The sequence below is a fragment of the Saccharopolyspora hattusasensis genome (assembly GCF_050972075.1).
GTDB lineage: Bacteria > Actinomycetota > Actinomycetes > Mycobacteriales > Pseudonocardiaceae > Saccharopolyspora > Saccharopolyspora hattusasensis.
In genome coordinates this window covers 7,309,722-7,333,772 of sequence record NZ_JBPCDC010000001.1, presented here as the reverse complement: position 1 = coordinate 7,333,772, position 24,051 = coordinate 7,309,722, and the positions used below count along the sequence as shown (strand labels likewise).

The 24,051-nt window shown below is 65.5% G+C and carries 24 protein-coding genes and 4 pseudogenes; 10 read left to right on the top strand and 18 right to left on the bottom strand.

From position 1 onward, the window contains the following. Nucleotides 1–233 precede the first annotated feature (233 nt). The 7 genes from ACRXBZ_RS35185 (at nt 234) to ACRXBZ_RS35155 (ending at nt 7,408) form a co-directional block, all read left to right on the top strand. On the top strand, nt 234–551 hold the full coding sequence (locus ACRXBZ_RS35185) for a hypothetical protein (protein ID WP_433882735.1): 318 nt from the start codon (nt 234–236) through the stop codon (nt 549–551). A 1,057-nt stretch (nt 552–1,608) separates the two neighbouring features. Then, nucleotides 1,609–2,847, top strand: coding sequence for a tetratricopeptide repeat protein (locus ACRXBZ_RS35180; protein ID WP_433882734.1), 1,239 nt, complete (start codon nt 1,609–1,611; stop codon nt 2,845–2,847). Nucleotides 2,848–3,088: 241 nt separating this feature from the next. After that, on the top strand, nt 3,089–3,304 hold the full coding sequence (locus ACRXBZ_RS35175; RefSeq protein WP_433884073.1) for a response regulator transcription factor: 216 nt from the start codon (nt 3,089–3,091) through the stop codon (nt 3,302–3,304). 85 nt (nt 3,305–3,389) lie between these two features. Further along, nucleotides 3,390–4,250 (top strand): hypothetical protein, encoded by an 861-nt coding sequence (locus tag ACRXBZ_RS35170; protein ID WP_433882733.1) that lies wholly within the window; start codon nt 3,390–3,392, stop codon nt 4,248–4,250. A gap of 132 nt (nt 4,251–4,382) precedes the next feature. After that, entirely contained in the window at nt 4,383–4,724 is a 342-nt protein-coding gene (locus ACRXBZ_RS35165; protein ID WP_433882732.1) for a hypothetical protein, read from the top strand. 766 nt (nt 4,725–5,490) lie between these two features. Further along, nucleotides 5,491–6,696 carry a metallophosphoesterase family protein gene (locus ACRXBZ_RS35160; RefSeq protein ID WP_433882731.1) on the top strand — a complete coding sequence of 402 codons (1,206 nt, stop codon included), beginning with the start codon at nt 5,491–5,493 and terminating at the stop codon, nt 6,694–6,696. A 439-nt stretch (nt 6,697–7,135) separates the two neighbouring features. Beyond that, entirely contained in the window at nt 7,136–7,408 is a 273-nt protein-coding gene (locus ACRXBZ_RS35155) for a hypothetical protein (RefSeq protein WP_433882730.1), read from the top strand. 736 nt (nt 7,409–8,144) lie between these two features. Here ACRXBZ_RS35155 and ACRXBZ_RS35150 read toward each other — a convergent pair. From ACRXBZ_RS35150 to ACRXBZ_RS35090, 13 genes and pseudogenes are all read right to left on the bottom strand, one after another. Then, a complete protein-coding gene (locus ACRXBZ_RS35150; protein ID WP_433882729.1) occupies nt 8,145–8,423 on the bottom strand; it encodes a hypothetical protein in 279 nt (92 codons plus the stop codon). 64 nt (nt 8,424–8,487) lie between these two features. After that, nucleotides 8,488–8,733 (bottom strand): non-oxidative hydroxyarylic acid decarboxylases subunit D, encoded by a 246-nt coding sequence (locus ACRXBZ_RS35145; RefSeq protein WP_168587880.1) that lies wholly within the window; start codon nt 8,731–8,733, stop codon nt 8,488–8,490. Between the two features lie 25 nt (nt 8,734–8,758). Then, nucleotides 8,759–10,180, bottom strand: a complete 1,422-nt coding sequence (locus ACRXBZ_RS35140) for a non-oxidative hydroxyarylic acid decarboxylases subunit C (protein WP_168587879.1) — start codon at nt 10,178–10,180, stop codon at nt 8,759–8,761. Beyond that, entirely contained in the window at nt 10,170–10,811 is a 642-nt protein-coding gene (locus tag ACRXBZ_RS35135) for a non-oxidative hydroxyarylic acid decarboxylases subunit B (protein ID WP_433882728.1), read from the bottom strand. Before ACRXBZ_RS35135 ends, ACRXBZ_RS35140 begins: the two co-directional genes overlap by 11 nt. Before the next feature lie 158 nt (nt 10,812–10,969). Next, nucleotides 10,970–11,228, bottom strand: a pseudogene (locus ACRXBZ_RS35130) (RpiB/LacA/LacB family sugar-phosphate isomerase); the annotation flags it as partial. Nucleotides 11,229–11,380: 152 nt separating this feature from the next. Continuing rightward, complete coding sequence (locus ACRXBZ_RS35125; protein WP_433882727.1) at nt 11,381–11,983, bottom strand: hypothetical protein; 603 nt, start codon at nt 11,981–11,983, stop codon at nt 11,381–11,383. A gap of 216 nt (nt 11,984–12,199) precedes the next feature. After that, nucleotides 12,200–12,391 (bottom strand): hypothetical protein, encoded by a 192-nt coding sequence (locus tag ACRXBZ_RS35120; RefSeq protein WP_433882726.1) that lies wholly within the window; start codon nt 12,389–12,391, stop codon nt 12,200–12,202. Nucleotides 12,392–12,412: 21 nt separating this feature from the next. Then, the gene (locus ACRXBZ_RS35115) at nt 12,413–12,562 is read right to left on the bottom strand and encodes an AMP-binding enzyme (RefSeq protein WP_433882725.1); all 150 of its coding nucleotides are present in this window, start codon (nt 12,560–12,562) and stop codon (nt 12,413–12,415) included. A gap of 388 nt (nt 12,563–12,950) precedes the next feature. Then, nucleotides 12,951–13,178, bottom strand: coding sequence for an alpha/beta fold hydrolase (locus ACRXBZ_RS35110; protein ID WP_433882724.1), 228 nt, complete (start codon nt 13,176–13,178; stop codon nt 12,951–12,953). A gap of 70 nt (nt 13,179–13,248) precedes the next feature. After that, complete coding sequence (locus tag ACRXBZ_RS35105) at nt 13,249–13,434, bottom strand: hypothetical protein (RefSeq protein WP_433884172.1); 186 nt, start codon at nt 13,432–13,434, stop codon at nt 13,249–13,251. 31 nt (nt 13,435–13,465) lie between these two features. Beyond that, nucleotides 13,466–13,716: pseudogene (locus tag ACRXBZ_RS35100) on the bottom strand (alpha/beta fold hydrolase); the annotation flags it as partial. A 283-nt stretch (nt 13,717–13,999) separates the two neighbouring features. Continuing rightward, nucleotides 14,000–14,101: pseudogene (locus tag ACRXBZ_RS35095) on the bottom strand (IS982 family transposase); the annotation flags it as partial. A 109-nt stretch (nt 14,102–14,210) separates the two neighbouring features. Continuing rightward, the gene (locus ACRXBZ_RS35090; protein WP_433884072.1) at nt 14,211–15,032 is read right to left on the bottom strand and encodes a phosphoglucose isomerase-related protein; all 822 of its coding nucleotides are present in this window, start codon (nt 15,030–15,032) and stop codon (nt 14,211–14,213) included. A 56-nt stretch (nt 15,033–15,088) separates the two neighbouring features. Here ACRXBZ_RS35090 and ACRXBZ_RS35085 point away from each other — a divergent pair, with 56 nt between their 5' ends. Further along, complete coding sequence (locus ACRXBZ_RS35085; protein WP_433882723.1) at nt 15,089–16,462, top strand: IS701 family transposase; 1,374 nt, start codon at nt 15,089–15,091, stop codon at nt 16,460–16,462. Here ACRXBZ_RS35085 and ACRXBZ_RS35080 read toward each other — a convergent pair. The 3 genes and pseudogenes from ACRXBZ_RS35080 to ACRXBZ_RS35070 all read right to left on the bottom strand — a co-directional run bounded on the left by ACRXBZ_RS35080 (nt 16,439) and on the right by ACRXBZ_RS35070 (nt 19,771). Beyond that, nucleotides 16,439–17,394: pseudogene (locus ACRXBZ_RS35080) on the bottom strand (phosphoglucose isomerase-related protein). The gene ACRXBZ_RS35085 and the pseudogene ACRXBZ_RS35080 sit on opposite strands and share 24 nt — an antisense overlap. Nucleotides 17,395–17,606: 212 nt before the next feature. Further along, nucleotides 17,607–18,692, bottom strand: coding sequence for a transaldolase (tal, locus tag ACRXBZ_RS35075; protein WP_433882722.1), 1,086 nt, complete (start codon nt 18,690–18,692; stop codon nt 17,607–17,609). After that, on the bottom strand, nt 18,689–19,771 hold the full coding sequence (locus ACRXBZ_RS35070; RefSeq protein WP_433882721.1) for a thiamine pyrophosphate-binding protein: 1,083 nt from the start codon (nt 19,769–19,771) through the stop codon (nt 18,689–18,691). Before ACRXBZ_RS35070 ends, tal begins: the two co-directional genes overlap by 4 nt. 450 nt (nt 19,772–20,221) lie before the next feature. Here ACRXBZ_RS35070 and ACRXBZ_RS35065 point away from each other — a divergent pair, with 450 nt between their 5' ends. Then, a complete protein-coding gene (locus ACRXBZ_RS35065) occupies nt 20,222–20,440 on the top strand; it encodes a ferredoxin (protein ID WP_433882720.1) in 219 nt (72 codons plus the stop codon). A 620-nt stretch (nt 20,441–21,060) separates the two neighbouring features. Continuing rightward, nucleotides 21,061–22,668, top strand: a complete 1,608-nt coding sequence (locus tag ACRXBZ_RS35060; protein WP_433882719.1) for a helix-turn-helix transcriptional regulator — start codon at nt 21,061–21,063, stop codon at nt 22,666–22,668. Between the two features lie 180 nt (nt 22,669–22,848). On the opposite strand, the gene ACRXBZ_RS35055 is transcribed toward ACRXBZ_RS35060, so the two are convergent. Then, nucleotides 22,849–23,160 (bottom strand): hypothetical protein, encoded by a 312-nt coding sequence (locus ACRXBZ_RS35055; RefSeq protein ID WP_433882718.1) that lies wholly within the window; start codon nt 23,158–23,160, stop codon nt 22,849–22,851. 12 nt (nt 23,161–23,172) lie between these two features. Next, a complete protein-coding gene (locus ACRXBZ_RS35050) occupies nt 23,173–23,952 on the bottom strand; it encodes a hypothetical protein (protein WP_433884071.1) in 780 nt (259 codons plus the stop codon). Nucleotides 23,953–24,051: the final 99 nt, after the last annotated feature.

The window sequence follows — 24,051 nt, the reverse complement described above, 5'->3', positions numbered from 1 at the left end:
TTCGGTGCCATTGCCGAGCTGGTTGTCGGTGTGCCCGCTGTGCTTGGCCAGTCCCAGGATTTCGCTAGACCTGGCCTTACGCATCGAACGGCATCTCCTCAGCCGCGAACCGCTGACCGCCACACGGCTGATGGATCGCCAAGACGCCACCGGATTACTCCCCAGGATCCCGCTCACCGACAATCTGATATTCGAGGTCCATCGACATGCTCGTGATGGAGCCCCCGTCATCCATGCTGGAACAAGCGCGAAGGCAACAGCACCACCGTACGCTGCTGCCCCCGGTGCACCTCGGCGACTTCCGCACAGCGCTATACCAAGCGATGCCGACTGTGCGCTACCACAGTTGTCCCGACTACGGCGGGATCGCGCACATATTCACCACCCACTCCGGAACTGCCGACTCATGGGTGGTCTGGTGGCAGCGCGAAAACAGCTCCCACACCATCGCGGAAGCCGGCCCGTACGCGCTCCGCGACCGCATCAACCAGATCGCTGGCGACTGGTTGATACACATCGCCACCACCCTGGAGATCGCACACCTCGCATGAGCCAGGAGCCACCAGGCGGTCTCCTGTAACCGGGCACTGATCTCGGCCCGTTCTGTGTCTCTCCGCCACCAGAACGGGTCGCGGCCGGCTGCTGCCCCAACGAAGTGGCAGCAGCCGGCCACACCATCAACTACGACCACAAGCCCAAAGGCTGGAACGGTGACTGCACGCCAGCGCAGACACGGTCTCAAGTCTCCCCCAACCGCTGGACGGACTCACCCATGACAGACCCGAACAAACGTCCCGAGACCCGCCCGTGCGCAGCGCCGTCCTTGAGCGAGCCAGGCACCCAGAATCCATTGGCCGACCAGGCTCATGTGGCAGTTCAGGCCGGGACTGTCCATGGTGGAGGTTACAGTTACATCCACACCGCCCATGCGCCGACCGTGATTCCGCGGCAGCTGCCCGCGCCGCCACGCCATCAGGCAGACCGCAACAAAGTCCTCGCCGCGTTGACCCAGCATCCCGATCGCGACGGTCCAGCCATCGTGATGGTCAGCGGACTCAGCGGCGTGGACAAGACGGCGCTGGCCGTGCAGTGGGTACACACCCTGAGAAACCGGTTCACCGACGGACACCTCTTCGCGGATCTCTCCGGAGTGGATGCCGTCGATGTGCTGGCGTGCTGGCTGCGCGCACTCGGCTACAGTCGCCTCCCGCACCGCTTGGCTGAGCTCGCGCCGCCCTGGCACAGCGTGACAGCCGAGCGGGCTCTGGCGGTAGTCAGCGACAACACGGACACGGCAGATCAGGTGGCGCCGCTGCTGACCTCCTCGCCCCGCAGCGCCACGCTCACCACCAGCCCGGTCCCGCGTGCGGCATGGCGGACAGCTACTTCACCTGGACCCGCTGCCCGCCGATACGACATGGCTGATTCGCGCCTACGCCGCCGACCGCACCAACGAACTCGACAATGCCACCGCAGAGATTCTCGCCGACATCCGGCAGCCTCCCGCTCCAGGCCGTTCTCACAGCCGGGCAGCTCGCCCTACCCCCGCCGACCAACACCGGCACGCTCCACAACCGAGTCCAGACCACACCAAACGAGGTGACCGACATGCCCTACGAGACCCTGCCCGATCCAGCGAAGCGCCTGTACCGCAGGCTCGGCGACCACCCCAGCCGTTACTTCACGGCCGCTGCCGCGGACGCGATGCTCGACCCCACCGACAGAGCCACCACCGAGTCGGCACTGGAGAACCTGCAGGCAAGCGGAATGGCCAGCGATCACCACACCTGCTATTCGATGCCACACGCAATCCAGGAGCACGCCCGTACTCTCGCGAACCACGACGACCAGCACACCCGGAAGGCCGCACAGGCGCGCGTCATCGCCCTGGCCTACCTGCCTGATGCCGTCGACGCCGACTACGCGCTCAATCCCCGCCCACCGCGCTACAACCCCGCATACGAGGAACTCCGCAGCGGCGCCCGCACATCACGCTTCGGTCACCCTCGCGAAGCGATGACCTGGTTCACCACCCACCTGGGAACCCTTCGGGGACTCCTGCACCAGGCCCATGAACACGAGAACCACATCGCGGTCTGCGACCTGGCCGAGGCCAGCTGGGGTGCCATCCTCAAGGCCCGCCTCAACCGCTACCTGGTCGAATCCCACGAACTCGCTGTCGTCTCCGCACGAGAATGCGGAAGCCCAGCGGAGTCGATCCTGACCACGCGCCTGTCCTGGGGCTACCGCCGCACCGACCGCATCACGGAAGCGATCACCACCGCCATCACCGCACGCAGGATCGCCATCAAAGCCGGTGATGACTGGGCGGAATCGACCGCCTGGTCCGCCGAAGGCCGGGCCTACCAAGCCGCGGAGGAGTATCACGATGCTCTGGAGCGGTTCCTGAAGTCGTTGGCGATCGCCGAACGTCTCGGGGACTCTCGCAGCATCGCGCTCACGCTGCGCCACATCGCCGAGTGCCACACCGCACAGCGACGGTACGCCGAGGCATGCGAGTACCTGGAGAACGCGGCCGCCCGCATGGACACCATCGGCGACAAAGAGGGCTACGCGGGTGTCCTCGTCACGCTCGCCGCCCCGCGCATCGCCAACGGGCAAGCCGCCCTCGCGCTCGATGACATGTTCATCGCGCTGGAGATCATGCGCGACTCAGGATCGGATGCCTACGTTGGTGATGTCCTCGCCAGCGCCGGTGATGCCGCCGCGGCACTAGGCCACACCTCCGACGCACGCCAGCACTACACCCAAGCCCACGACCTGTTCGCCGCGGTCGACGACACCACGAACGCCGACCGCATGACCGCCGCGCTCGCCGCCCTCTGACCCCACGCTCCCCTCTTCACCAGCGCGCTCGTCAACTTTCGATACCGCGGATTCACGAGCGCTGAAGCGGAAGCGCCCTTTTCATCCATGCGCATCGCGAAAGGTAAAACCAGTGAAGCACTCCTCCCAGGGCGAACAGGTGATCACTGCGTCACGCGCTTCAAGACGCCGCTTTCGACCATGGCACCTCAGCCGCATTTCCCCAGCGGAAGAAGTAATCATTTTCGCCGTTATCGGCGGAATGAACAATGAGGAAATCGCAAAGATCCTCTACGTATCTACGGAAACGATTAAAGCGCAAATTGCCAGGCTTTTCCGGAAGTTCGGCCTCCGCTGTAGAGCGGAGCTCGTAGTTCTCGCCTACGAAGCCGGAATTGTCTGGCCAGGATGGGCGAGTCGCCAGATCGATATGCGCCAGATCGAGATAGGGAGGAATCATTTCCCGTTTCAGAAATAGCAAGCCAAAGCGGATGATGTCCTTATTCCTCGCGCCGTCCTCCAACAGGGCAACCTCGTACCGTGGAAGAGGCGACGCGCACGGCATGCTCGCCGAGGTGACGCAGACGATCAACGGCGCGCAGGGCACGCTCAGCGCCGCGATCAACTCCACCCAGGGCTACGCGGGCCGCCTGTACGCTTTCGGGCGTTCGTCGCCCGAGTTGGACAGTCCACAACGTTTCTCGTTCCGATGCTGTGAACGACTTTCTGAATCCTCTACGCCAGCCGGCGAACCCGTCTCTCCAAGGCCGCAGCAGGCCGCTGGGCCCGACCGCGCTCAGTGGCCGGCCGCACTCCCTGTGACCGCAAGGGCGACATCCATGTTCCATCGCGAGCGCACGCACGAACTGACCGGCGGTGCTGGCAATGCCTTCACCCAACGGTTAACCGAACTCCACTTTCACCGCCTGTATCGCGCCTTCGAGGTCGACACCTACTACATCGACGGCACCCGGGTTCGCCAGCGCAACGGCTACGCCGAGATCACGCGCACCAGGGCAGCCGCGGAACACGACCACACCAATGGGGTCACGTACCTGACGGCCAGCGTCGTGCTGCTCTCCGGAGACCAGGCTGTGGCTGCCAACGAGCTGCTGTCCGCACTCGGCCTTCACCGCCTGGTCCGGGTCCAGAAAGTCCGAACATTGTTCCAGCACGTGCGAGAGACCATCACCGTCACCGTCGACGAACTCACCGACCTCCACAGCTGTTTCGCCGAGACCAAGGTCACCGCCTCCACCGTGACGAACGCGCAACAGCGGCTGGCGGCCGCCGAGCACTCGCTCGGCCTGTCCGACTGCCGGATCGAACCCCGGCCATACCCGCAGCTCGTACTGGAACATCTCACCGCCCACGAACGCGAAGCAGCAGAGACAGGAGTACTTCCTTGGACGGCAGTCCATTGATCATCCCGCTGAACATCGATGACGGCGGTAACCCAGCCGGCTGTCGTGCAGGTGCCATCGGCTGCGGAGCGGCATTGCCGCGCAACGCGATCGCATCGGTCGCCGTCTCCCTGACCACGAAGTGATGCGGCGATGCCACCCCCTCCCGTCCCCGCCGAGGAACGCGCCAGGATCGAGCAGTTACTGCTTGACGGCGTCCGGCCTTACCACATCGTCAAACAGGTCGGCCGGTCCGAATGGGCCGTCTGGCGAATCCGCGAGATGTTGTGCGACCAGGTCCACGCCGACGACATCGACACGTGGCGAATGCGGGGCCCTGGGTGGCTCGGCAACAATCTCGGACACCGGCTCGCCGAACCCCGATTTCCCCACGTCACCGAAGCCGTCCACGGCTGGCTCTCCGACCGCGTGCAACTCCACCAGGTGATCAACGCGATTGAGAAGGCTGCTCTGATGCGGAAAAAGCGGTCCTGACGACGCCCACGCCGGATCGTCCTGCAATGGCCGGCTGATCAGCAACCTCACCAGCTCACCCACCCACGAGAGAAGGAACCACTGCTGCCGAAGCGGCTTCTGTCCATTGACGTAGGCGCCGGGGGTCGCAGCGGCCCTCCATCTTAGCGCCTGCACAAGTATCTCCTCTCATTCGACACGATGCCCGTCCTGGGGCCTGCCGGAGCCACTGTGGCTCGTTCCATCTCGGCAGCCGTGTCTCGGATGGTCTCCAACCAACAACCTTGAAGGACGAGTTTGCTGTGATGTTTACGGTTCGACACCTGGAAGGTGGGAGTTAGTGCGCCGAACCAGGGCCGCGAGTTCGGGTATCTCGACGATCTCGCGGCCCGCTGCGCGTAGGAGTTCAGCGCCTTCGCAGTCCACGAATAACGCTGACTCGCGCCAGGCGAACGGGCCGACACCCCACTGGTATTCGTCGACTGGCGAAGTGCACGACATCGACGGCAGACTCGCCGAAGCAGCGAACCGACTGAGAACGCGGCACTACGAACTGACCACTTCGCAAACCGGCGATGTTCCGGAACACCAACCTACACCTGATCACCGCGACCCGTGACTGAAGGTAACCGGACACGTTCCAGCGGTGAGCGATCGATCTCCTCCGGTACCGGAGCGCGAAACTTGCCGAGATGTTCACGGTTTCGCCGCATGGAGCTAGCCACGCCACACTTTGCGGTCGCGATTCGCCGATAACGTCGGTTTCCCCCAAATGGATTCGCAAGGGATGACGATGAACGAGCAGTCCGACCTTTCCGCTGCCCCCGAATCGACCGAGGCCGGCGTCGGCCGGCGCCAGTTCATGGCGCTGGGCGGTCTGGGCGCCGCCACCGTGGCGCTCGGCGCCACGACTCCTGCGGCGTCGGCGGCGCCCGCGCCGGCCGCGCAGACCGCGAACCTGCGGTTCCGGGCGGACGGCACCTACAAGATCGTGCAGTTCAACGACACCCAGGATGACGAGCGCATCGACCGCCGCACCCTGGAGCTGATGAACGCCGTGCTGGACGACCAGCGGCCCGACCTGGTCGTCCTCAACGGCGACAACATCACCAGCGGCTGCGACACCGAGCTGGAGATGCGGCAGGCGATGAACAACATCGTGCAGCCGATGGAAGAGCGAAAGATCCCGTGGGCCATCACCTACGGCAACCACGACGAGGACTCCACCGCGAAGGGCGGCCTCGACGAGTCCGAGATGCTGGAGTTCTACCGGTCCTACGCCTACAACGTGAACGAGCTGGGCCCGCGCGGCATCACCGGTACCGGCAACATGAACCTGTTCGTCCACGGCTCACGGGGCAACGACCCGAAGTTCAACCTGTGGCTGCTGGACAGCGGTCGCTACGCGCCGGGCAACATCGCCGGGCAGAACTTCGCGGGCTACCCGACCTGGGACTGGCTGCGGATGGACCAGGTCGCCTGGTACTTCCAGCGATCGGTGGAGATCGAGCGACAGGTCGGCCGGAAGGTGCCGGGTCTGATGTTCATCCACATCCCGTTGTGGGAGTACCGCTTCATGTGGTTCGGCAGCGTCGACGGGCGCACCGACGCCGACCACACGCGCGGCGTGGCTCGGCACGGCATCGTCGGCGAGCGCAACGAGGCCGAATGCCCCGGGCCGTTCAACAGCGGCATGTTCAACGCGATCCTCACCCGCGGTGACGTCAAGGGCGTGTTCTGCGGGCACGACCACATCAACACCTACCACGGCAACTACTACGGCGTGCTGCTCGGTTACGCCGGCAGCACCGGCTTCGGCACCTACGGGCTGTCCGGTGCCGAGCGCAACCGGCTGCGCGGGGCGCGTGTTTACAACCTGAACGAGAACACCGAGAACGTGCTGGACAGCACTTACATGGTCTTCGCCAAGGACTACGGCATCGACCTGACCGCGAACGACCAGAGCATCGACCCGATGCCGCTGCCGTCCTGATCGGACACCCCGGGCCGACGGAAGGCTTCCGCCTCGGTCAACCACGGCGTCCGGTAGGTGCACTCTCCGCACCAGTACCGGCAATCGCCGGCCATGTCGTTCCCTTCCAAGTCGTGGCTCGGAAATCGCTCCGGTCGGCCGGGCATCCCCCACGCCCGACCGACCGGGCCCCGGAGTGGTGATGTGGTCAGGGGTGCTGCCGCCGCTGCATGATCAGGCCGACGAAATGGTCCATGTTCGCTTGCAGGCACGGCACCGAGGCGTGCTTGCCGGCGCAGCCCGGCGCCCACCCGCTCCCGTCCCCGTAGTCGATGAAGTCGTGCGGGATTCCGGCGGCGGTCGTGGGACCCGATCGCCACCGCGTTGCGGAACTGGCTGACCGCGCAGCTGCTGCGCGACTACCCCGGCCTGGTCGAGACCTCGCCCGACGGGTCGACATTTGCCGCCCCTGCACCACGCCGCGCTGGAGGCGCTCAGCGCCACCACCCTGCCGCTGCTGCTGACCAGCCGCTCGATGGGTGTCGACCATGCCCGGCATGGCGATTATCGACGAGGCGTCGATTCGCTCGGTGTCGCCGACGTCGAGGTTCGGCCCGATCTCGACGATGACACCGCCCTCGACGAGGATGTCGGCCCGTTCGAAGTCGCCGCGCTCGCCCGCGCCGGAAATTCGCTGAACAGGGCTGTGAGCCCCGAGATCTGCGTGACGTAGGCCGCCCCTGATTGGTCGCCCAACTCCGCCGCCAGCGCGCTCGCCTGCTCGAGAAGGGCTGACCCGGATGACGCGTCGTTGAGCGCGGCATTCAAGTACCCGTCGACGTAGAGCGCTTTGACACGTACCGGATCGCGTTCCGTGCTGAGTGCCAAGAATCGATCCAGCCAACGACGTCCCTCGTAGACATGCCCGCTGCTGAGCCAGAAGAATCGGAGGGAGAAAGCGATCACCAAGCCTGCTTGCGATTCGCCGGGCTCGGAAGCTGAGAATTCAAGTGCCTCACGCAGGTTGGCGTGCTCGGCTCGTAGCCGCGCGAAGACCGTCGTGTGTCCGGCGCTGAACCATTCTGCCTCGGCTTGGGCTGCGAGGTGCCGGTAGTAGTGCAAATGCTTGCGGCGGACGATGGTGGCCTCACCGAGTTCGGCGAGGCGGTCCCGGCCGTAATCCCGGAGTGTGTCCAGCGGTCGGCGAGATCGATCGGCGGTGTCACGCCAAGCGTGTAAGCCACGGATGGGCCAAGATCGGGTCAGTGTCGTGATCGACACCATGTTCCGCGATGATGTGCTCAAGCCAAGGGACGTTGTCCGCATCGACAGCCTTGACCGCCTCCCACTGCTTTGGGGCGAGCAAGAGGCGGCGCCGCGACCTCGACGTGTCGAGGCTCTGGACAGCTACGCGCCCCGACTGTGTGCCCCAGGGCCGGGATGCGGCCGGGCCTGGCGATGGACAGTCGTCACTTGCGATAGAAGGCGTTTTTGCGGAAGGGCCATTGGTGTACGGCGCGTAGCAGCAGCTCGTCGGGCGGGTCCGGCAGGCGGGGCACGGTGCCGGTGGTGTGAGCGATGACCACGACCCGGTCCTCGCCGCCCAGGTAGGTACTGGCGTCGAGGCAGCCGGGTTCGGCGAGCAGAGCGGGCACCGCGGTCTGTTCCACCCAGGCGAGCAGTTCGTCCCGGCGTCCGGGCTGAGTTCGGGCCTCCCACATCAGGGTGTCATGTGGCTCGGGTGTCATCTCGCAGCTTCCTAGGAAATGGTCCGCGGGAACCCGGTTCCCGCGGATGGTGACGGCTCTGGCGTCAGGACGCGGAGCGCAGCGGAGGAATGGTGGGGACCTCGGGGGCTGCCTTGATGTCCTCGAGCGTCATCTTGAAGCTGTCGGGGTAGGCGTCGCGACTGGTGCGACGGGCAGGTTCGCTGGTGCGCCAGGCGTAGAGGCACTGCTGGCATTGCAGCACGTCCCAGACGCCGGGGACCGGCGAGCTGTAGAGCTTGTCGACGGTCTCGTAGGCGCAGCGCGGGCAGACGGTTTTTTGTACGACCATGGCAGGTCGTCCTTTCGACTGGTGGTCAGCGGCCGGCGAGCGACTGGAGCTTGGTGAGCCACTCGCCCATCTCGGGCAGGTCCAGGAGTTGGTTGCCGTAGTTGCCGCGCGTGTCGGGCGCGACGGGGGTGGTGGCGTCGATGATGAGCTTGTCCACAATGCCCGGTGTGGCGGCTTGCGGTGCCAGTTCAAGTACCGGCAGTTTCGGGACGACGACCAGGTCACCGGCCGGATTCATCTTGGTCGACAGCGCCCACATCACCTGCGGCAGGTTGAAGGGGTCCACTTCCTCGTCCACCACGATCACGGTGGCGGCGTAGCCGAGTCCGTGCGGGGTGGTCAGCACGCGCATGCCGACGGTTTTGGCGAATCCGCCATAGCGCTTCTTGGTGGACACGATCACGACCAGGCCGTGGGTATAGGTCGCGTTGACCGCCTGGACCTCGGGGAAATCCTTCTTGAGCTGCACGTAGAGCGGCACGCAGGTGTTGGCGGCCATCAGGTAGTCGATCTCGGTCCATGGCATGCCGAGATAGAGATGCTCGAAGACCGGGTCGGTGCGGTAGGAGATCTTGTCGATCCGGATCACCGTCATGTTGCGCCCACCGGAGTAGTGGCCGGTGAACTCGCCGAACGGGCCCTCGATCTCGCGCTTGCGGCCCTCGATGACGCCTTCGATGACGATTTCGCTACCCCACGGCACGGGCAGGTTGTTCTTCGGCGAGCGGGCGATCGGGGCGGGTTCACCGCGCAGCGCGCCGGCCAGCTCGTACTCGTTCTGGTCGTATTCCATCGGCGTGGAGGCGACGATGGAGATCACCGGGTCATTGCCCAGAGTGATCGCGATCGGCAGGTCCTCGCCGCGTTCCTCGGCCTTGCGTAGGTGCTGCGCGATGTCGTGCATGGGGACGGGCTGGAGAGCGAGCTTGCGCCTGCCCTTGACCTGGATCCGGTAGATACCGACGTTCTGCTTGTCCGTCGAGGTCGGGTCGTCCGGGTCCTTGGAGACGACCGCGGCTTTGTCAAGGTAGAAACCGCCGTCCCCGTCGTTGAGGCGGATCAGCGGCAGGACGTCGAAGATGTTGATCTCATCGCCTTCCACCGTGTTCTGCGCCCACGGCGGATTGTCCCGGTACTCGGCCTTGACCGGGAAGTTCGCCCAGCGGCGGATGAACTCGTCCACCTGGTCCTTGGGTCCGCTGTTTTTATCCATGCCCAACGCCAGGGCGTGGTTGGCCCAGGAGCCGTGCACGTTCATCGCGATCCGGGCATTGGTGAAGCCCTTGACGTTGTCGAAGTACAGGGCCGGGGCGGCGGCGCCTAGGCGAGGGGCGGCGTTGGCGGCGGCCGCGATGTCGGGTTCGGGCATCACCTCCTCGGCGATGCGCAGCAGTTGGCCCTCTTTGTCGAGGGTTTGCAGGAAGCTGCGCAGGTCGTCATAGGGCATGGGACTCTCCTTGTTCGTTCAAAGCGCGCGGCGCGGGCAGCATCTGCGGGGAACGCTGCTCGCGAGCCGCGCGGATGCCGACCCACCGCTGGGCGTTCGGCGCCGGCAGGTCGAACTGATCCAGCACCCGCGCGGTGATGTGGTCGACGATGTCGTCCACCGATTCCGGATTGTTGTAGAAGGCGGGCATGGGCGGCACCATCTGCGCTCCAAGGCGCGTGAGCGCCAGCATGTTCTCCAGGTGGATCTCACTCAGCGGTGTCTCACGCGGGACCAGCACCAGCTTGCGGCGTTCCTTGAGGACCACGTCCGCGGCGCGGCCGATCAGCCCGTCGGCGTAGCCGGCCCGGATGCCGGCCAGGGTCTTCATCGAACACGGCGCGATGATCATTCCGTCGGTGCGGAAGGAGCCGGAGGAGATGCACGCCCCCTGGTCTCCGGGGCTGTGGGCGGCATCGGCGAGGTCAGTGACTTCGCGCACCGACAGGCCAGTCTCCAGTTCGAGAGTGGTCCGCGCCCACTTCGAGAGCACCAAGTGGGTCTCCACCTCGGGCAGTTCGCGCAGGGCCTCCAGCAGCCGGACGCCGAACACCGCACCCGTTGCCCCTGTCATGCCCACAATCAGTCGCATGGTGTGCGGCTCCTCTGCTGCTCATCGGCCGGTCAGGCAAGGAATGTTTCGGTCATCGCGGTAGGCCGCCGCTCAGTTCGCTTAGTTCCGGACCGGGTTCTTACCGCCCCGTCGCATTCCACGGTAGGTGCGGCTCGGGCACGTCCGGCTATCTGCTGTGGACCCTTGTTCGCGCTGATCGCCACCCCAGCCCGGCGCCGCACACCAGCAGCGCGCGGTCCGCCTTGCCCTCGGCGACCATCCGGGCGGCGTTGACCGCCACGTGCGGGTAGGCGGTGTGCTCGTCGGAACCGACGCCCACGTCCACCGCGTGAGCCACGCGCGGGTCGTTCTCCCGTTCTTCTTCAACGCGTTCTTGTACTGCAGACCTGCGTCGTCGGAGCCGACCACGATGCGCAGCGGCGCCTGCTCAGTCACTTCGTCTCTCCGCGTCGGCCATCGCGACATTTCCCTTGCGGTAGGCGGGAGTGTCGGCCGGGGCCTGCCACAGCCGCTCGAGTTCCGGGTCCAGCCAGGTCAGCATCCGCGAGCAACGGGCTGCCGAGGCTGGTCACTAGCGGCGTCGGCGGTCACGCGCGATGCGCTGGCCTCCGGGATATCGGCGATTCCAGTGGCCTTCGGGCGTTCGGCAGTCTGTCGATGACCGGGGCATCGTCCGTGGTGTCGCATCGCGACGGCCCGAGCTTGAACAGTTGGAGATAGACGATCTCGTCGACGGCCGCGACCAGCTCACCGGCGATCGTGACCGTCGCTGCCACGCGCAATACCTGTCGGCCGTTGGCATCGACCGTTGAGACGCTGGTGATGTCATGGGTGTGCCGCCGCATCCCGTGGCCGCTTAGGATCCTACCGAGCGGGACCTTCTTGGACTCCAGCAATTGTCGGGCATCCGAGTGCAGTCGGTCCTCGACCACGACGGCTCGTACGTCGGCCACCCGCTGCCGAAAGACGGTCGATTCCGCTTCGAGATATCCGCGTCGATATAACGCCTTGCTGCCTGCCGAAACATCCAATGCCGCAGCATGTTCGGGCGTGACGAGGCAGTACTCGTGGCACAGCGAGATGTAATCAACCCGGCTGTTCAGCCAGTGGGCAACGGTTTCGGTGAAACTGTCCGTATCACGAAGCCAGGTACTGAGAGTCCGTATCTGCTCCGTTAGGTCGTCTTGCATTGAACGAGAACCTCTTTTCCTTTGCAGGGCGCGAATTTTGCGGTATGACGAACGCGATAGTGGTGGCCGGATGACTCCACAAGGTCGTGTCGAGCCAGTCCTGGATCACGCGCCTCCGGGAATTGAGAGGATGAACACATCGGCTAACAGCCGCAGTCTTGCTTAATTAGCCCAAGCAGCGCTACCCAAATGGGACGAACATGCAAACTGTGTGGTTCAGAAGGGCACTCCAGGGCAGGAGGGGGCTCGGTGCTTCGAACCCCGTTCTCCGGCCGCGCCGCCACCGTAAAGCCGGCGCACCTTGGACCTGGCGATCTTGTCGGATGTGGTGGTGGGCACCGCGTCGACGAACTGCGCGTACTCGGGCACCTTGTACGCGGCGAGGTGAAGCCATAACTGAGCAGGCATTGCGGCTTCGTCGATGCGGGCTCACGGATCGACGACGATCACAGCCTTGCCGACTTCGCCCCACTTCTCATCCGGTACGCCGATCACGACGCATGCGGATACACCGTCGAAGCTCTGCAGCACAGCTTCGATCTCCGCAGGGTACACGTTCTCACCGCCGGAAATGATCACGTCTTTCCCGGTACTCGGTCGAAATGCGCCTTCGAGGCCAGCGCCGACCTCGACGTCATCACCGGCGCTCGGCTCTCCGACAACCAGGGCAAGCCTGAACCCCCAGCAGGCCGGGAACCCCGCAAAAGCGCCCCCGCTCCCGACCAGCGAACCGGGCGGATGGGGGTGGTTGCTTGGACCCGGCCAAATGAGCCGTGGCCGGGCGACCGGAACGCTACTCGGCGGCCGGGCGCGAGTCCAGCGTATAAACCGGGCGGCTTCGCGGAGGCCAGCAGCAGCCGGCGACCCGTGTGGTGACCTCGGCGTGCGAGCTGCCGGTATCGACCCGGGAGGTGAAGGGCTCGGCCGCAGCGGGATGCCCGACCACCTGGCGAGAACTGGCTAGCGCTCAGCCGAGCCGGGAAAGCCGGGGGCGGACGGCTTCGGCGAACGCGTCCGGCGACTCGATCGACGGCAGGAGCCCGGCACCGGGCAGCGTCACGAGCTCGCTTCCTGACAGCGCGCCGGCGAGTTCGCGCGCGTTCCCCGGCGGCGTCAGGGTGTCCTCCGGACCGGATTCCCCACGCGCCGCCGCGGCGAAGGTCGCCACCTGGCCGTGAGTGATTTTGGGCGCCATAGCACCGAAAAACGCTCACGGGCCTAGGGCTGGGCGGATCCGCGAGGCCTACAAATTGTACAGGCGACGGTCACCGGCGTGTCCACGATGGATCGCAGTTCGGCGGCGATGCGGGACGCCGTCGCCCCCGGCAGGCGAGCAGCGCGCCCCGGTTACGGTCGGGCGAGGTCAGCAGGTCAGTGAGCAGCTCGCCGCGCACCTCGTCCTCCGCTTTCGCCACAGATCGGCGCAGCATCAGCAGCAAGGCGGTGACCACCGCCGCCCGCTCGAAAAGCCGCCGGTCCGCGCTCGTCGTTGTCGGCGACAGCCCTGGTGTCGACGAGAAGCAGACCCGCGACCCGTTGCGGCGCGGCCCACAGCACCGCCATCGCGACGTAGCCGCCCATCGAGCATCCGCCCAGGACGACCTGCGGCAGCTCCAACCGGTCCAGCAAGGCCAGGATGTCGGCGGCCGCGAGGCCGAGGCTCGGGTGCTCGGCCGTGCGGCGGTTCTCTCTCCCCCAGGCTCCGCCAGGCTCCGCGCCGGTGAATCCTCCAGCGCGCTCGCGCCGAGCCCCCGCTGGTCCACAGGCCGGGCCGCCGTCGCGGATGCTCGCGGCCGTGCGGCGGTTCCGCTACCGACCCCACGCGCCGCCGTGGCGAAGGTCGCCACCTGGCCGTGAGTGATTTTGGGCGCCATAGCACCGAAAAACGCTCACGGGCGTTGGTCCTGCACCACGCACACCCAACCGTCCGATATGGACACCGCTCGACCGTCTGCCCAAGACGTCGCGACCGCTTCCGCCGACGGCTCGGGCGGCGCGAAGCCCGAACCCATCAGCAATGAGCGCACTGTCCGTGAGTAGCGGTTGACGACCTCGCCCTGTGCGGGCGGAAACAACGTGGTCGTCGACGAGCACGTAGAGTGCAGTCAGGGAGGGCAAGGGTGCTGCTCGCGGGCGTGGCCGACCATCCCTTGTCGGAGTCGATACCGGTGCAGTCGTAGCGAACGAGGATTCGTGTGGTGTCACCAGCGCGTCGTGCGCAACGAAGCTATTTCCGCACGGCGTCGTCGGCGTCTTCCAAATGCCATTGGTGTGGTGCGATCAGTTCGCTGACGGCCGGTTCGGGGCCCCAAGAGCCGGGGGCGTACAACTGTAGCGGCGGTGGATTCTCGAGCAACGGGGTCGATGCGTCCCAGATGCGCTTGATGCCGTCCGACCGGGTGAACAGCGACTGGTCGCCCAGCATGGCGTCCAGAATCAATCGTTCGTAGCCTTCGAGCCCGTGATTCTGGCAGAAGGAGTCAGCGTAGCGGAAGGTCATTGCTTCTGGTGCGAGTCGCATGGTGGGGCCGGGCTCTTTTGCCAGGAAGCAGACGGCGATCCACCCGGGGTCCCCGAAGTCGATCACGATCTGGTTGCCTCGCTTCTTCTCCTGCTGGGGGAGATCGATGGGGAACATCCTCAGGGGCGGCTCACGCAGGCCGAGGGTGATCACCTCGCGGTGCTGTGCGAGTTTCTTGCCGGAGCGCAGGTAAAACGGCACACCGGCCCAGCGCCAGTTGTCCACCTCCAGCCGCAGCGCGGTGAACGTCTCGGTCTGCGAATCGGGGGCCGTACGACGGCGGCCGGCAGCATCAGCTTGCGCGAAGATGTTGGACGACAGGATGTCGTGGTGGTCGCCGAGCGGGTTGAGGCTTTTGCCGAAGCCGATCAGATCGACCGGTATCAGCCGGGTTCCCTGGTGCATGAGCTGGTAGAAGCTGTGTTGACCGTTGGTGCCCGGCTCACCCCGGTAGACGGGCCCGGTGTCGTAGTCGATCGCTGTTCCTTCTAGTACGGCAGCCGCACTTTCGTGATCTTGGCTGGTCAGGGGCGTTGAGGGGGCCCTGTTGATCAGGCGGGCAGCCGCCTCGCGATGATCATGTTGTGACGCAAGAAGATCGTGAGGCGGCTGCGGCTGTCATGGTAGAGGGTGCGCGTGCGGTGGCGAACCTGGAGGTGCTGCACGGACGGTTGAGGCCGTGTTTCGCGCGGGCGAAGCCGTTTGGGCAGGCCAGGAAGTACATGTCCGGGTTGATGAGTGATCTGCCGCGCAAGAACGGGTGGACCATCGCCGAGCACGCGGGAGACCGGACTCCGGATCGGATGCAGCGGCTGCTCAATCACGCGGTGTGGGACCACGATCAGGTTCAGGGGGTGGTGCGACGGTTCGTGGTCGACCAGTTAGGAGACCAGCCGTTGCGGGTGGTGGCGCTGGACGAGTCCGGTCAGGAGAAACAGGGGGAATGCACTGCGGGCGCCAAACGGCAGTACATGGGCTGCGCGGGCCGGGTCGCGAATGGGGTGAACACAGTCTATTGCTCGTACGCCACCCCCGGCGGGCACGCACTGGTCGGCGCCCGCATCTATGTGCCGGCCGAACAGCTCGACGATCCTGATCGCCGTGTCGCCCTCGGTGTTCCCGACAAGACCGAGTTCCGAACGAAACCGCAACTGGCGCAAGACATTCTCGTTGACATGATCTCGGATGAGACGATACCGCCGTGGGTGGCGGGCGACGAGGTTTATGGCCGATCGGGCCCGCTACGGACTTTCTTGGAGGACAACGAGATCGGGTACGTGATGCGCGTCGGGTGCGCCTTCACCATCGAGTTGCCAACGGGTGAGCGGATACGCGCGGACGCTACCGTGGCCACGCACCTGGCCAGCCGCGAGCACGAGCGGGTCTGGCAGGTCTGCTCGGTGAGCGGGTCGAAAGGCGAACGCATGTACGCCTGGGCCTGGATCGCGACCGCGAGCCCACGCCACTTTCTGTTGATACGCAAACACTTGCAGACCGGCGAGTTGGCCTACCACTACTGTCACGTTCCCGCTGGACGGCCGATCACGCTGATGACCCTCGTGCGGGTCGCATGCTTGCGCTGGCCAGTCGAAGAAGGGTTCGAGTTCGGCAAAGACCACTTCGGACTTGATCACTCCCAGGTCCGCCTCTACACCGCACTGCTGCGGCACATCGTACTCACTCTGGCCGCGCTCGCCGTCTGCGCCATCACCGCAGCCCAAGCCAGAACCCGAGCTCCAGCACCAATCTTGCCCACCACGCCCGATCAGCAGCCACCCGAGGATCCCGGCCTGATCGCACTCACTGTCGCCGAGATCAAACGACTATTCACACTGGTCACCCGCCGGCTCCACCCCGAAACCCACCACCTGCACTGGGTCTGGTGGCGACGCCGACACCAAGCTCGCGCCCGCTGGTTCCATCACCGCGCCCGACTACGTCGTGACCAGCGAACATAGCCCAACCGGAAAGTGCGGCTGCCGTACTAGAGTCACGTGTTTGCCATTGGACTCCATGGTGAGTTGCTGCAGGTAGGCCGGGAACCGCTGCAGATACTGCTCATAGGGCATGATGCCGACGGTCTGGACCCCGAAGAATTCCGCGTACCAGACGGTGAGCAGTCCCATGATCCCAGGTAGGTTCGCCTCGAGTGGGTCCGTGCGGAAGTGTTCGTCCATGGCGTGGAAGCCCGCCAGCATGTCGTGGAATTGCTCGGGTCCGAGCGCGATCATGGTGGAAAGACCGATGGCGGAGTCCATCGAATAGCGACCGCCCACCCAGTCCCAGAACTCGAACATGTTCGCCGTGTCGATGCCGAATTCCGCTACCCGCGGCGCATTGGTCGAGACCGCGAAAAGTGCCGCGCGACGGCCTGCTCGCTGCCGAGGGCGTTGACCACCCAGTCGCGTGCCGAGCGGGCGTTGGTGAGGGTCTCCAGCGTGCCGAAGGTCTTGGAGGAGACGATGAAGAGGGTCTCTTCCGGGGAGAGATCTCGGGTCGCCTCAATGAAATCGGTTGCATCCACATTGGACACGAAGCGGAATGTCAAATCGCGTTGGGTGTGGTGACGCAGCGCCTCGTACGCCATGACCGGCTCGAGGTCGGAGCCGCCGATGCCGACGTTGACGATGTTCGTGATCGGTTTTCCGGTGTGTCCCTTCCAGTCGCCAGACCGGATGCGCTGGGCGAACGCGGCCATGCGGTCCAGGACGGAATGGACCTGGGCGACGACGTCGACGCCGTCGACAACGAGCGAACTCCTCCTGGGCATGCGCAGGGCCACGTGCAGCGGCGGGCGGTCTTCCGAAACGTTGATGTGCTCGCCGCAGAACATCGCGTCCCTGCGCTCTTCCACTCCGCACGCTCGGGCCAGCTCGCACAGCAGGCGCATCGTCTCGCCGGTGACGCGGTTCTTGGCGTAGTCGAGGTACTGGCCGGCCGCCTCCGCGCACAAGCGCTCCCCGCGGCCCGGGTCCTGAGCGAACAGCTCACGCAGATGGACGGTTCCGATCTCGGCGTGATGTTGTTCAAGTGCCTTCCACGACGACTGCTGCCGGAGGGGTGTGATGGACATCTCTCGACCCTCGGATCGGTCGGTTCGGGTCAGGAGGAGGGGCGGACAAGGGCCTCCCGCTGTGCGGAGATGCAGGCGAGAAGGTCGTTCCAGGAGGCGACGAAGGATGCCGCGCCGTCGCTCTGGAGCTTGGCAGCGAGCGCCGTGACATCCACGCCTGCGTCGGCGAACCGCGCTAGCGTCGCGTCGCAGCCGTTGCCGTCGACGGGCATGGACTCGCCCACCTCGCCGTGATCGTAAAAGGCCTTGAGCGTCTCGTCGGGCATCGTGTTGACCGTGAACGGCGCGGCGAGTCCGTGGACGTACAGCGTGTCCGACGCATCGGGGTCCTTGGTGCGGGTACTCGCCCACAGCAGTCGCTGCATGCGTGCACCGGCGTTCTCCAGGCGTTGTACCCGGTCCGAGTCCATCAGGGTGCGGTACGCCCGGTACGTGTCCTGTCCGACCGCGAGGCCGAGCCGGTCCCGCAGATCTTCCGGTACTTCGCTGCCGACAGCGGCATCCCAGCGGGACATGAAAACGGAGGCCACCGAGCCCACGGCCGGATCGAGTCCCTGCTCCGCCCTTCGCTCGACGCCCGTCAGGTACGCGTCGGCGGCAGCCCGGTAGTGGTCGGCCGAGAACAACAAGGTGACGTTCAGCGGTACGCCCGAGGCAATGCACTCGGTAATAGCTGGTAGACCTTGGGCGGTACCGGGGATCTTGATGAACAGGTTGCTCCGGCCCGCTCGGGCGTGCAGTGCCTTCGCCGTTTCGATGGTCCGTGCGGTGTCGTACGCCAGAAGCGGCGAGACCTCCAGGGACACCCAGCCGTCCACACCGTCCGTTCGCTCGTGAATGGACAGGAAAAGATCGGCAGCTCTCTGAAGGTCCTCGATGGCCAGCTCGAAGAAGAGCTCCTCATCCGGCTGTTCTGACGCCGTTCTGGCGCGGATGGCCGCGTTGTACGAGCCGGAAGAGATCGCTTTGTCGAAGATCGAGGGGTTCGATGTCAGACCGGTGACTGAGTAGTTGTCGATGTAGTGCCGGAGCCGACCGGAGTCGAGCATGTCGCGGGTGATGTTGTCGAGCCACAGGCTCTGCCCGAGCTCGTGCAGGGTCTGAGTCGCTTTCACGTCATCGCCTCCTCAGCCCGGGCCACCAGTTCGCGTGCCACCTGCGAGACGCGCTCAGGCGTGAATCCGAACTTCGTGAGCAGCTGTTTGAGGGGTGCGGAGGCACCGAAGGTGTGCATACCGACGATGGCTCCGCCGGCACCGACATACCGGTCCCAGCCGAACGTGGAAGCCTGTTCCACCGCGACCCTGGCGTCCGGCGGAATTCCGAGGACGCGCTTGGTGGCTTTGACCCCCTCCAGCCCGAACGGGGCTCCGCGTGCCTTCGGTGAATCCTCGACCGGCGAGCCGTAGCCGATGTGACTGTGCACCAGAACCAAGGTCGGACGCTCGGTCTCGGCCCGGAAGGTGTGGAAGGCGCGGCCGATCTGATCGAGGTCGTTGGCATCGGCAACGGTGGTCACGTTCCAGCCGTAGGCCAGGCAGCGAGCGGCAACGTCCTCGGTGAAGGTGATGCCCGTGTGGCCCTCGATGGTGACCCGGTTGGAGTCGTAAATCCAGCACAGGTTGGACAGCTGCAAGTGCCCGGCCAGCGAAGCAGCCTCGGAGCAGATGCCCTCCATCATGCAGCCATCCCCGGCGAGCGCGTACACGTCGAAGTCGAAGAGCGTGAAGTTTTCACGGTTGTATCTCGCCGCCAGCCACTGCCCGGCGATCGCCATCCCGGCGGAGGTGGCCACCCCCTGGCCGAGCGGGCCGGTGGTCGTCTCGACGCCGCTCGTCCACCGGTACTCGGGGTGACCTGGGCAGCGCGAATCGAGCTGCCGGAAGGACTTCAGATCGTCGATGGCTACCGCCGGGCGGCCTAACACCTCGTAGTCGGGATCGACCGCGCGGACGCCCGTCAGGTACAGGAGCGACCAGAGCAAGGCAGAAGCGTGGCCCTCGGAGAGCACGAAACGGTCGCGATTCGGCCAGATGGGATCGGCGGGATCGAAGCGCAAGAACCGCTGCCACAGCGTGTATGCGACAGGCGCCATACCCATAGGAGTCCCGGGATGCCCGGAATTCGCCTTCTGGATCGCGTCCATGCACAGACCGCGAATCGTGTTCACCGACAGCGTGTCCAGGTCGGTCATTGCTGCGCCCCCTCCGTGCCTGCGGTCTACGCCTGTGCTGCGTCGACGAGCCTGGCCAAGAAGTGCGGAGTGGAACCGCGGCCGCGCGATGAGTCGGGTCACCGGTTCAGAAAGAACCACCTTGGCAGGCCCGATTCCAGGATGTTCGGCCGAGCGTGGGACCTCTCTCAAACGAGCGTAGGCCGGCCCGCACCCACGCTCAACTTTTCAGCTATATGTCCGAATCACCGGGCGGGTTGTGGCTTTCGGCCCTTTTGATCAATTGCGAGACCATCAATCGTGGCAGGGAACCGAGCTCCCGCCGGAGCGAATTGGCGCGGGCGCGGAGTTTGCGCGGGCGCTCAGCGTGCGGCTTCGGGCGGGCGGTGGGTGGGCTACTCAGCTGGTCACCTGGTTGACCGAGCTACGGCCCGCTGCGGGGCGGGACGCGCGGACCGAAGGAGTCGGCCCATGCGGATCGTCGTGGATTTGGATCGGTGCCAGGCATACGCACAGTGCGTGTTCCTGGCCCACGAGACCTTCAGATTGAGTGGTGCGGAGGCGCTCACCTACGAGCCGAACCCCGATGACGCCCGGCGCCTGCAGGCTCAGCGAGCCGCGGCGGCCTGCCCGGTGCAAGCGATCGTAATGGACCGCTTGGACGATGCGGAGCGGAGCGTGACGTCATGACCATGGTGGCACCGATCGCGGAGTGAAGAGGACAGCATCATGACCAAGGAAACCCCCTGGCAGCAGGTCCTCCGCTACGAACACCGCGCCAACCCCACCATCCCGAAGGGCGCATTGCGTAAAAGGTAGTGCAGGCCCTGACGGGTCGTGAGCGACAATGCCGGTCCTTACCGGAACAGTCACTCACGACGGGCATCGGCCGGGTCGTGAGTGGTGATGCCGGTCCTTACCGGTGCCAGAGGATTCCATCGCGGCGATAACTCGCTCAGAATGCGGCGTCAGCAAAGAGGCGCATACGGTGTGGGACTCTGCTCGCACCGCCGCGGGTTCTCAGACGTCGTAAGGCGAGGACAGCCTCTCCGTCGTGTATTGGACATACATAAGGAGGGGATCCACAGTCCATACGGCGTCTGAGGTTCCGCCACCCGCACCGCCACGCAAAACCAATCTGCAACCACTCCTTATCTGATCAAGACGAACGCTCCTACCCGATCAAGCGGCATCAGTCCCGATCGGGTGACATCAGTGGCCGGATTTCCCGTAGGTCACCCGCGCGAAGCGCCAGTGCCTCATACTTGTGGGTGAGATCTATCGGCTTGGTTCAGGGAGGGGCGGCGACGGTGCCGGACAGCACTCAACCCGCTCGTGTCTCAGTAGCCGATCTACCGGAAGCGTTAGCCAGGACCGCCGAGGACCACGACTGGACCGCACTCGAAGCTTGGTGCGACCAGCACATCCTCGCGGTGGAGGGCGAACTCGCCGCTCGGCTGCTTTTCGTGCTTAGTCAGGTGCCGGACGAGGAGCTGCGCGCGCGACCGCGCCTGATGATCTCGTGGATCAGCGCTTACCACGCGGCAAACCAATCAGACGTCAGCGAGCTCCGGCCGTACCTGCGCCACTACACAGAACTCGGTACTCGCCTGGCGGCCACGATGGACATCGCGGGTGAGACTTCGGTGGCGACACTGGTCACAGTCGGCACCGCGGCGATGATCGGGTTACGCATGCAAGGGGCGTGTGCCGAGGCCGAGGAGTTGGGACAGCGCCTGGCCACCCGCGCGGCGCAGCTCAGCCCGCTGCCCGGCGTCGATGTGGTACCGCGCACTGGCTGGCTTCCCATGCAACGTGGTCTGACGCGTTCGTTGATGGATGACTTTCCGGCCGCGGTCGAGTTGTACCGCCACGCGTATGAGCACGCGACAGTCGAGCCGATAACGGCGGCCACTGCCCTCAACGCGACGGCAAATCTCGCCATGATCTTCGCCGATCTTGGGCACGGTGCCATCGCGCGGCAGTGGCTTGACCGGATGCGTGGCTTCGCATCGCCCTCCCAGCGGATCCGGTTCCTGCTCACCGTGGGTGGGACGATCGCCGAGGGCTGGGACGCGCTGGACCGCTACGACGAGGCGAGCCTCGCGAACCTCCTGGAGATCACCGGTGACGGCACCAAGCAGCTGGAAGTCTGGCCCTTCGTAGCGGCGCTGGTGTTTGCACACGGGCTGTATCTCGGCGATCGGGTGACGTCGCTGGCCCATCTCGGCACGCTCCGGCTCAGCCACGCGCCCGCGCTCGTCAAACAGGGCACCGCCGTGCGGGTGATGCGACGCGCCCACGTCGAGCTGCTGATCGCCACCGGCCAGGCAACCCGCGCACTCCGGTTGATCAAGGAGTCGGACCCGCAAGCGTCGTGGCTCACGCTGCCTGCCGCCCGGCTCCGCCTGCTCAACGGCGAATACGAGGCGGTCCGCGCGATAACCTCGCGCATTTCCTGGCACGAAACCATCTCACGCCGGGACGCCCGGCAGTTGCTGCTCCTCAGGACGATCGCCGCGCTGCGGATGGGCGACGAGGAAGAGGCCCACCGGGCAGTTCAGCTGGTCAGCCACGTGCGCACCCCCGATGAAGTACTCTCGCTCGCCTCGTTGTCGCCGGCCGATCGGGACGACCTGTTCCGGCTGGCCCGCATCCCCCTGACCGATGAGGCAGCACAGCGCCTGGCGCGGACCCGGCCGGTGTTCCCGGAACGCGTCCAGCTAGTCGAACTGAGCAACCGCGAGCAGGTGGTACTCACCGAACTGGGCGCCGGCCTGACCATCGCGGAGGTCGCGCGCAAGCTCGTCGTGTCCGTCAACACCGTGCGCACGCAGGTGAAAAGCGTCTACCGCAAGCTGGATGCGTCCAGCCGCGAGGACGCGCTGATGCGGGCTTACGAGCTTGGCGTGCTTTGATGTCCACTATGGATTATTATTCACAACTGTCCACTGTGGTTGATCTGTTTCAGAGGAACAGTGTGGCGCCAAGTGGGTGTTGTTGGTCGAATCCGGAGAGTGTCAGGAAGGTCGCGCTGGCGGTGCTGATGGCGGTGGTGATGGTGAATTCCAGCAGTGCGTCGGAATGATCCATCCGGGTCAGGGTGTTGGTGAATGTTCGTATGTCGTTCTGGAAGCTGATGAAAAAAGCAGGCCGGGGGCGGGTTCGTCGGTGCTGTAGGAGCGACGGAGCATGAGGCCGACGCCAACGACGTTGGAGTGTGCTCTGCGGACGTGGGCGTCTGCCGGGATGAGGTAGCGTCCGTCCGGGGTTTTGGCGCCGAGGGCCGGGTCCGAGGTGATGGTGCCACCGGAGAGAGGCACGCCGGTGGCTCGGTACCGACCGAAGACTGCCTCCTGCGGTGGGAAACGTCCAGCCGACGGTCGGCAACGGACAGTGTGGCGCGCCATCCTGAACGGCGGCTACGGTCTCGGGCCGACTCCGGGTACCGGCTGAACCGGAACATATTCCCCGGTGTCGAAATCGATGACCACTGGCCGCGGTTGGGAAGCCACCTCGACCTGAACCCGGTACATCGTGCCGTCCGAGCCGATCCAGTAGCGTACGGTGCCCCCCGTACCGGGCTTGGCACCGGCATCCGGCCCGGTCATGACGTCCACCTGGTGCCCGTCCCACTGGTCCTGTCCCCTCCAGGTGGCGCCGTTCTGCGGCAGTAGTGCGGCGTTGTCAGGCCGGTCGCTGCCGAGACCGAGCGCGATGGCCAACGAGGCATCCAGCGCACTGCCGGTCGTGTGCAGCGGACGGCTGAACCAATCCGGCCCGGGCGGCGATGCCGGTGCTTCCGCCGGGGCGTTCGCCATCGGATGGACAAGCACGGTGTCGGCCGTCCATTCGATCAGCCCGTCGCTGGACGTATCACGCCCGGTGCCGTGCACCACGCCGTACCCGAGTTTGGCGCGGTAGTCGATCGACCCCCTGATCACCAGCCCACCAGCGGTACTCGGCACGGTGATCGTCACCGCGCGGCCCCCCGCCTGGTAATTGCGAAACCGCGTAATCGCCAGCCGGTTCGCCTCATCCGAGGTCAAAGCACGCGGACCGGCAGGGCCCGAACCGCCACCAACGACAAGAAACGCGACCACCGCGACACCCGCAAAGCCCACGACGGCCACCACCCACCATGGCCGCAGCCACCGGCGCAGGCCAACACCACGCCGCAGACCACGCTGCCGGACTCTCATACTCCGCACGCCGCGCAACGTTAACAGGCCCACCGATTCACCCCCCAATTCACCCGGCATTTGGGTGTATATGCGGTGCATCGTTCTGGTTGTATAGGC

What these genes read in the sequence shown, in the direction of transcription:
- ACRXBZ_RS35180 (WP_433882734.1), top strand. Translation starts at nt 1,609, where the DNA reads ATGCCCTACGAGACCCTGCCCGATCCAGCGAAGCGCCTGTACCGCAGG.
- ACRXBZ_RS35170 (WP_433882733.1), top strand. Translation starts at nt 3,390, where the DNA reads ATGCTCGCCGAGGTGACGCAGACGATCAACGGCGCGCAGGGCACGCTC.
- ACRXBZ_RS35120 (WP_433882726.1), bottom strand. Translation starts at nt 12,391, where the DNA reads ATGCCTGCTCAGTTATGGCTTCACCTCGCCGCGTACAAGGTGCCCGAG.
- ACRXBZ_RS35070 (WP_433882721.1), bottom strand. Translation starts at nt 19,771, where the DNA reads ATGACCGACCTGGACACGCTGTCGGTGAACACGATTCGCGGTCTGTGC.
- ACRXBZ_RS35110 (WP_433882724.1), bottom strand. Translation starts at nt 13,178, where the DNA reads ATGGCGCCCAAAATCACTCACGGCCAGGTGGCGACCTTCGCCGCGGCG.
- ACRXBZ_RS35140 (WP_168587879.1), bottom strand. Translation starts at nt 10,180, where the DNA reads ATGCCCTATGACGACCTGCGCAGCTTCCTGCAAACCCTCGACAAAGAG.
- ACRXBZ_RS35055 (WP_433882718.1), bottom strand. Translation starts at nt 23,160, where the DNA reads ATGGCGCGCCACACTGTCCGTTGCCGACCGTCGGCTGGACGTTTCCCA.
- ACRXBZ_RS35175 (WP_433884073.1), top strand. Translation starts at nt 3,089, where the DNA reads ATGAACAATGAGGAAATCGCAAAGATCCTCTACGTATCTACGGAAACG.
- ACRXBZ_RS35160 (WP_433882731.1), top strand. Translation starts at nt 5,491, where the DNA reads ATGACGATGAACGAGCAGTCCGACCTTTCCGCTGCCCCCGAATCGACC.
- ACRXBZ_RS35165 (WP_433882732.1), top strand. Translation starts at nt 4,383, where the DNA reads ATGCCACCCCCTCCCGTCCCCGCCGAGGAACGCGCCAGGATCGAGCAG.
- ACRXBZ_RS35185 (WP_433882735.1), top strand. Translation starts at nt 234, where the DNA reads ATGCTGGAACAAGCGCGAAGGCAACAGCACCACCGTACGCTGCTGCCC.
- ACRXBZ_RS35145 (WP_168587880.1), bottom strand. Translation starts at nt 8,733, where the DNA reads ATGGTCGTACAAAAAACCGTCTGCCCGCGCTGCGCCTACGAGACCGTC.
- ACRXBZ_RS35050 (WP_433884071.1), bottom strand. Translation starts at nt 23,952, where the DNA reads ATGAGAGTCCGGCAGCGTGGTCTGCGGCGTGGTGTTGGCCTGCGCCGG.
- ACRXBZ_RS35135 (WP_433882728.1), bottom strand. Translation starts at nt 10,811, where the DNA reads ATGCGACTGATTGTGGGCATGACAGGGGCAACGGGTGCGGTGTTCGGC.
- ACRXBZ_RS35065 (WP_433882720.1), top strand. Translation starts at nt 20,222, where the DNA reads ATGCGGATCGTCGTGGATTTGGATCGGTGCCAGGCATACGCACAGTGC.
- ACRXBZ_RS35150 (WP_433882729.1), bottom strand. Translation starts at nt 8,423, where the DNA reads ATGACACCCGAGCCACATGACACCCTGATGTGGGAGGCCCGAACTCAG.
- ACRXBZ_RS35125 (WP_433882727.1), bottom strand. Translation starts at nt 11,983, where the DNA reads ATGCAAGACGACCTAACGGAGCAGATACGGACTCTCAGTACCTGGCTT.